General features: G+C 54.2%; 8 protein-coding genes and 1 pseudogene. 5 read left to right on the top strand and 4 right to left on the bottom strand.

Features of this window, described 5'->3' with window-relative positions:
• Positions 1-243: IS30 family transposase (locus RMS03_RS07860; RefSeq protein WP_310626525.1), on the top strand; the 243-nt coding region annotated here is incomplete at its 5' end.
• A gap of 10 nt (positions 244-253) precedes the next feature.
• Here RMS03_RS07860 and ccoS read toward each other — a convergent pair.
• The 4 genes and pseudogenes from ccoS to RMS03_RS07840 form a co-directional block, all read right to left on the bottom strand.
• A pseudogene (ccoS, locus tag RMS03_RS07855) lies at positions 254-388 on the bottom strand (cbb3-type cytochrome oxidase assembly protein CcoS); the annotation flags it as partial.
• The gene (locus RMS03_RS07850; protein WP_310626524.1) at positions 388-2,643 is read right to left on the bottom strand and encodes a cation-translocating P-type ATPase; all 2,256 of its coding nucleotides are present in this window, start codon (positions 2,641-2,643) and stop codon (positions 388-390) included. The gene RMS03_RS07850 and the pseudogene ccoS, both read right to left, overlap by 1 nt.
• A 164-nt stretch (positions 2,644-2,807) precedes the next feature.
• The gene (locus RMS03_RS07845; RefSeq protein ID WP_310626523.1) at positions 2,808-3,263 is read right to left on the bottom strand and encodes an Rrf2 family transcriptional regulator; all 456 of its coding nucleotides are present in this window, start codon (positions 3,261-3,263) and stop codon (positions 2,808-2,810) included.
• Between the two features lie 60 nt (positions 3,264-3,323).
• The gene (locus RMS03_RS07840; protein WP_310626522.1) at positions 3,324-3,659 is read right to left on the bottom strand and encodes a c-type cytochrome; all 336 of its coding nucleotides are present in this window, start codon (positions 3,657-3,659) and stop codon (positions 3,324-3,326) included.
• 159 nt (positions 3,660-3,818) lie between these two features.
• Here RMS03_RS07840 and RMS03_RS07835 point away from each other — a divergent pair, with 159 nt between their 5' ends.
• From RMS03_RS07835 to RMS03_RS07820, 4 genes are read left to right on the top strand one after another with little or no spacing between them, the layout of a single operon-like run.
• The gene (locus RMS03_RS07835; protein ID WP_310626521.1) at positions 3,819-4,337 is read left to right on the top strand and encodes a hypothetical protein; all 519 of its coding nucleotides are present in this window, start codon (positions 3,819-3,821) and stop codon (positions 4,335-4,337) included.
• A gap of 30 nt (positions 4,338-4,367) precedes the next feature.
• A complete protein-coding gene (locus RMS03_RS07830) occupies positions 4,368-5,822 on the top strand; it encodes a cbb3-type cytochrome c oxidase subunit I (RefSeq protein WP_310626520.1) in 1,455 nt (484 codons plus the stop codon).
• On the top strand, positions 5,806-6,423 hold the full coding sequence (locus RMS03_RS07825) for an SCO family protein (RefSeq protein WP_310626519.1): 618 nt from the start codon (positions 5,806-5,808) through the stop codon (positions 6,421-6,423). Before RMS03_RS07830 ends, RMS03_RS07825 begins: the two co-directional genes overlap by 17 nt.
• On the top strand, positions 6,392-7,051 hold the full coding sequence (locus RMS03_RS07820) for a hypothetical protein (RefSeq protein WP_310626518.1): 660 nt from the start codon (positions 6,392-6,394) through the stop codon (positions 7,049-7,051). Before RMS03_RS07825 ends, RMS03_RS07820 begins: the two co-directional genes overlap by 32 nt.
• Positions 7,052-7,090 lie beyond the last annotated feature (39 nt).

Below are 7,090 nucleotides of genomic sequence, written 5' to 3'. Positions count from 1 at the left end.
GTGCTGGGCATTCAGACTTACTTCGCTGACCCCTATTGCAGTTGGCAACGTGGCAGCAACGAGAACTTCAACGGCCTACTGCGCCAATACATCCCAAAGAAGCGCCGCATGGAAACCGTGACGGATGAGGAATTGACTATCATTGAAAACCGATTGAATCATCGCCCCAGAAAGCGACTAGGATTCAAGACACCTCACGAGGTATTCCATGCCTCGTTAAAGCGTGTTGCACTTCGTCCTTGAATCCGCCTCCATCGTCTCGAAGAATAGGCTCGCCTGCTTGCTCCGCACTGTCAAATTGGCCTTTGTGAATGGCCCACCAGAGGCCACCCAAGATACAAAGCACCAACAGCACCGACAGAGGGATCAACAAATACAAGATATCCATCAAAATCCTTTGGTGAGTCGTAAAGAGTTCAATACAACCCATAACGAGCTCAACGCCATGCCCAAACCAGCCAACCAAGCAGGCAACCAGCCGACCACAGCCAGTGGCACACATAAGGCGTTGTAAGCCGCAGCCCACACCAAGTTTTGCCTGACCACCCTCAGGGTTTGTCGCGCTAACTTGACGCTTTGCGCCACCACCAACAAACTGCCGCCCATCAACACCAAGTCCGACTTGGACTGAGCCAAAGGTACGGCATTGCCAAACGCCATCGACACATGCGCACCCGCAAGTACGGGGCCGTCATTCAGGCCATCTCCCACCATTGCCACACGCGCACCTCGCGACTGCGCGGCCTGCATGCGCGAAAGCTTGTCTTGCGGCGTACACGCCCCAAATGCTTGGGTAATGCCTACCTGCTGGGCGACTTGCTGCACGGATGCCACGCGGTCCCCCGAAAGCAACCACACATCCACGTTCAAGCCCTTGAGAGCCTGCACGGTTTGGACAGCATCTGAACGAACATCTTCTGACAGTTGCCAGCTCGCCAACCACTCGTTTTCACGACATAAGTGTACTTGGCAAACACCCGCCTTATCGGGTATTCCCTTGGTTTTTGGCGCACAAAACACCGCAGACCCCAATCGCAAACCGCCATCCAGGTAGCCTTGCAAGCCTTGACCAATCATTTCGTTTACATCTTGCGCATCCAACACGAGGTCACTGTCTGCGTTCTGATGCGCTTGAACCAAGGCACGCGACAACGGGTGAAGCGAATGTTTGGCCAAGGCGGCGGCTAAGGCCAGTGCGTCATCAGGCGTCACGCCGTCAGCGGTCATGACCTGTGTGATGCGTTGGCCGTCCTGCGTCAGCGTGCCCGTTTTATCAAAGATCAAGGTATCAATTTCGGCCAAGGACTCCAAGGCTTGTAGATGGCGCACCAACACACCATGACGTGCCAAATTACCTGCCGCAGCCAACATGGCCGCAGGTGTGGCAAGCGACAAGGCACACGGGCACGTCACCACCAACACGGCCACGGCCACCATCAACGCATGTCCAGGGTTGCTCGGCCACCACCATGCGGCGGACAACGCCGCCAACACCAGCACCCCCAACAAAAACGGCTTGGCAATCCGGTCTGCCAACTGCGCCAAGCGCGGCTTTTGCAGCGAAGCGTTTTCCATCAAGGACACGATTTTCGAAAACTGCGTCCCCTCACCCACCTGCACCACACGCACCGTCACAATGCCGCTGAGGTTATGACTCCCCGCCACCACAGAGTCCCCCACGCCTCGCAGTTGGGGGCGGGACTCGCCCGTCAACAGCGCCTCATCGGCGAGGGTCTGGCCTTGCACGATCACACCATCGGCGGGAAAGCTCTCCGAAGGTGACACACGGATCACATCGCCCACCAGCACGCGACGCACCGCCACACGTTCAAACGCGCCGCTGGGCAACTGCCGCTCCACGCTGTCGGGCAAGCGGTTCATCAAAGCCTCTAAGGCACCAGCTGTGCGGTCACGCACACGCAACTCCAACCAACGCCCCGTGAGTAAGAAAAACACAAACATGGTGAGCGAGTCGTAGTACACCTCAGCACCCAAAATGCCATTCGGCTCGAACGTAGCGACAGAACTGAGTAAGAAGGTGATGACCATGCCCAGTGCCACCGGCAAATCCATGCTGACACGGCGTGCGCGAATGTCACGCAGCGCGCTGCCAAAGAACGGCCCACACGAAAACAGCACCACGGGCAAGGTCAACACCCACGATGCCCAGCGCAACAAAAACACCATGTCGGGCGTGATGTCTCCGTCACGCGACACATACGCGGGGTAGGCATACATCATGACTTGCATCATGCAAAAGCCTGCGACCAACCACCGCCACAACGCGCGGCGACCTTCTTCGTGGCGGGCTTGGCGCAAGTTGCTGTCAGCTGCAGGCAAAGCACCATAGCCCGCTTTGACAATGGCCGCCATCCACACCGAAGGTTTGACACGTGCGGCAGCCCACACAACTTTGGCGCGATGCGTGGCAGCATTTACCTCCACCGACTGAACGCCAGGCACCGCCATGAGCGCCTCTTCTACTGTGAAGGCACAGGCGGCACAGTGCATGCCTTGAACCACTACATGCGAATCCCAACAGTCATCCGAAGAGGGAGAGCTTGTGGGTTTGTGTGGTTGACTAAAACGCAACCACTCTTGGCGGTCATCGAGTAGCTCAACCATCGAAGAATCAGAATGCATAAGGGTGTAGCCTAACGACTTCGTCTTGCACGTGCTTGACGTGTATCAACACAAGACGCAGGACATGAGGTAAGTTTTGAGAGAAATTAACAAAAGGCAGTTTTTACAACGGCCACTTGCTCGGTCTAGCACCGCCTCAACTCGATAGTCTCGGTAATGCGAATTCAAGCAGCGCGGAGTGGAATGCCTAAAAAAGTCTTGGCAGCCCGCGGTGAACTGACCGCATCTAACAACGTCATGGCGTCCAGCTCACGCATAAATGCTTGGAGTGCTTGACGAAATCCGCGTTGAAGATTGCACACCTGAAAGACGACGCAACTACTGTCTAGACCTGAGGTGTGGCACTCCACCAAGGCAAAATCGTCCTCCGCCCAACGAACAATTTCACCAATGGTGATAGCGCCTGGAGTCCTCGCCAATCGCATACCACCGGATCGACCGCGTGTTGTTTCAATCAATCCTTGACCGCGCATTTCGTGAACAATTTTTGTCAAATGGTTACGAGAAATGCCATGGGCCGAAGCGATTTGGTCGATGGTCACCAATTCACCTGAGTCGTATTTCAGAGTCAGATACATCGCAACCCGGAGGGCGTAGTCGGTATAGGTGGTCAGTCGCATGGTGATGTGGAGACAAACAAGTCACTAAAAAGTTTCTTATACCACCTGCGACTGATGCAATCAGGGCAATTGCAACAACGAGGCCACCAAGGCCTTGGCCTCTTCATCTTTGATCGACTGAGGTGGCATGGGAATCGCGCCCCAGTTGCCACTACCACCCGCCTTAATTTTGGCCACCAATTTGGCCTCTGAGGCCTTGTCATTTTTGTACCGGTGAGCCACCTCTTTGAAGGATGGACCCACCAATTTCTTATCGACCGCATGACATCCGGTACAACCATTTTTTTGCATCTTGTCCATCAAACTGGCGGGAACTGTTTGTGCTTGACTGCCACCAGCGCACAGGACGATGATGACGCCCAAACTCCAAGCGCACAATGAATTTTTCAAAGTCATTTTCTTTACTCCTTGTCTATTACACGTTCATACATAGGCGAATTCATTGGCAGATCATTTTGCTGACATAACCACGCCTCCTTTAAGGTATTTAATTAATACATGTATTTATGATACATTATTTATTACTACTTTCAAAATCTATTGGAGAAACGTCACATGCAGTCCATCGCCGCTCAAATTACTTTCGTACTACTCCTCGTGTTAGTGCTGTGTTTCGTATGGGTCTTACGGCGTACCGCGATTCCCACGCCTTTAGAGAAATTGACCACAGGGGCTTACAAGTTACGCAGCCGCTTGTTTGTGCTGGCACTGTTGTCTGGTTGCGTGATCACAGGCTTTACGCTGATGCCTTGGCCACACGACGCACAAGCAACACAAGTGACGCGTCACATCGACATCAAAGCTCGGCAATGGGCATGGGAGTTGTCAGACCAAACCGCACGTGTAGGAGAGGTAATTGAGTTTCGCGTCAGCAGCGAAGACGTAAATCACGGCTTTGCCTTGTATGACGAACAGCAGCACATGCTGGCGCAAATTCAAGCCATGCCTGGTTTTGTCAACAAAGTGAGGCACCGTTTCACCGCCCCAGGTGTCTACAAAGTTTTATGCCTGGAATATTGCGGCGTAGCTCACCACGGCATGGTGGCAGACATCCAAGTTCTACCCGCACCTTGACCCTTTTTTTTGAATCACACTGGAGCCCCCATGACGACCCTCCTCACCTCTATTGAATCCAAGGACACCTCGTTCGGTGTCAAGTTATACCTAGGCACATCGATGGTCGTTGTTCTGCTAATGATGGTCGTCGGCCTACTGATGCGTGCAGCCCAAGCGGGTTGGATTGACATACCTGCCGATATTTTTTACCAATTGATGACGACGCACGGCGCAGGCATGGTTGGTATTTCAGGCTTAGCAGGCGCGAGCATCATGTGGCATTTTCTAAGCCGCCATGTTCACCTCAGTCGCACGGTGCTTTACATCAATTACGGTTTGTTTCTGTCCGGAGTGGTTCTGATTTTGGGATCGATTTTCTGGGGTGGCTATGCCGGTGGGTGGACGTTTTTATGGCCACTCCCTGCCAAGTCCATGGGTCTCTGGAGCGCTGATGCGGCTGCCAGCTTCATATCGGGATTACTGTTGATTGGTGTCGGCTTCTTGATTTTCAATCTTGATGCTGGTTTAGCCATCACACGCCGATATGGCAGCGTGTTGCGCGGACTGGGATTGGATCAACTGCTGTCTGGCGAGATTCGCAGCGATCATCCACCAACCGTGGTGGCAAGTTCGATGGTGATCATCGTCAACACATTGGGGATTTTGAGCGGTGCTGTGGTGCTTGTGGTCACACTCGCCAATCTGTATTTTCCAGAATTGGTCATCAACCCTCTGCTGGCCAAAAACCTGATTTACTTCTTTGGTCACGTCTTCATCAACGCCACGATTTACATGTCGGTGATTGCGGTGTATGAGCTATTGCCTGTTTACGCGGGTCGCCCTTGGAAGGTGTCACGCCCTTTCTATGCTGCTTGGGCTGCTGCCACAGTGTTTGTAATGGCCGTCTATCCGCACCACTTATTACTTGATGCCGTCATGCCCGCACCACTGTTGGTGCTGGGTCAAATCGTCTCATACCTGAGCGGTATTCCCGTCTTGCTGGTGACAGCCTATGGCGCTTTGCTGCTGGTCTACCGTTCGGGCATCCAATGGCAAGTTCCTGCGCTTTGGTTGATGTTGGCCATGTTCGGTTGGGCCGGTGGCGTCATCCCGGCCATTGTGGACGGCACGATTCAAATCAACAAAGTAATGCACAACACCATGTGGGTGCCAGGTCATTTCCACTTTTACCTATTGATTGGCTTGCTGCCCATGGTGATCGGTTTTGGTCTGCACATCACCAGCGCTCACAAAGCATTGAATGTGCAACTGCAACGTACCTTCTTCTTTTTGTATTTCGCGGGTGCCGTTGCCTTCAGTGTGGCCTTCCTTGCAGGGGGCTGGGCGAGTGTGCCGCGCCGTTGGGCACAGCACTGGCCCGAGTGGATGGCGTATGACCAAGTCGGTAGTTTGGCCGCGATGGTGGTGATCGTCGCCATGGTGGGTGTGGTGATTGCGCTAGTTCGCCGACTTCTGGAGAGAAATCATGGAACAACCGCGTGACATCGGTCGAACACTCGGTGTTGCCCTATGCGTGATCGCTTTAGGCGCAGGACTACTGTGGAAGTTGACCTCAGGATTGCAAATTTTCACCAGCGAAACATGGCGGCGAGCCGAAATCGCAAGCGCGCCAAGGGCCTTGCCTGACACCTGGTTGGAAGATGAACGCGGACAGACCTTTAATTTACGCAGTCTGTGTGGCCAAGTCATGGTGCTCGATTTCATCTACACCCGTTGTCCCACTGTTTGCAAATCGCTGGGGGTGAGTTCGAGTCAGTTGGCCAAACATTTCACGCAAACAGGACAAACAGTCACGGTGATGTCCGTGTCGTTCGACCCGCTGTATGACAACCCAGCTCGCTTGCACACGTTCAAACAACAGACGGAGCCCCAACCCAGCGCTTGGCGCTTGGCGCGGCCAGTGCACAACACCGAACGCGATCATTTGCTGACCACCGCAGGTGTGATGGTGATTCCAGATGGTATGCAAGGCTATGAACACAACGCCGCCTTGCACATCATCGACAAAAACTGTCGCATCACACAGCTACTCGACATGGAGGACGTGGAACATGCGCAACGCACCGTTCAGACGCTTCTGTGAAAGCCACGCCACGCGCCTACAAATCACTCCCTTGCATCGCCTGCAAGGCTGGGGACTGCTGGCCATCATGTTGTGGCTGCCTGGACTAGGCGGTGCGCTCAAGCAGAGCATGCTCACCCACATGGGTGTGCAAGTGAGTTTGCTGGTGGTGGCCGGTTATGGTTTAGGACGCGCGCTTTTGGCCCATAGCCCGGAGTACCTAGAAACAGCACGGCGACACCGTTGGTCCTTGATGTTGATCGCGGTGTTCACGCTCATGGTGTGGATGCTGCCTCGGTTGTTGGATTTGGCAGTGGATCGGCACGAAGTTGACCTCCTCAAGGTTCTCAGTTTGGTCTTGTGTGCGGGCCTACCTCTCGCATGGGCTTGGCCGCAACTCCCTGTCGTCACACAAGGCGTGTTGCACCTTGAGGCCCTAGCCACTTTGTGGCGCATGGGTTGGTTGTATCTGGATAGTCCCTCCCGATTGTGTTTGAGCTACGGACTGGCCGATCAACACAGTTTGGGACAGGGACTGATGGCCGCTGGACTGGTCTACGCCCTGTGGCTGGCATTTACCGTGCTGCGCGGTCAAGCCGTGCCGTTGCAGACACCACACGTCAACACACCGCTTCCAAGGATGCACTGATGTACACACACACGATTGACTATTTCATCGCGGTGGCTG

The sequence above is a fragment of the Limnohabitans sp. genome (assembly GCF_031538885.1).
In the GTDB taxonomy this organism is placed as follows: Bacteria; Pseudomonadota; Gammaproteobacteria; order Burkholderiales; family Burkholderiaceae_C; genus Limnohabitans.
This window is presented reverse-complemented; position numbering and strand designations above follow the sequence as displayed.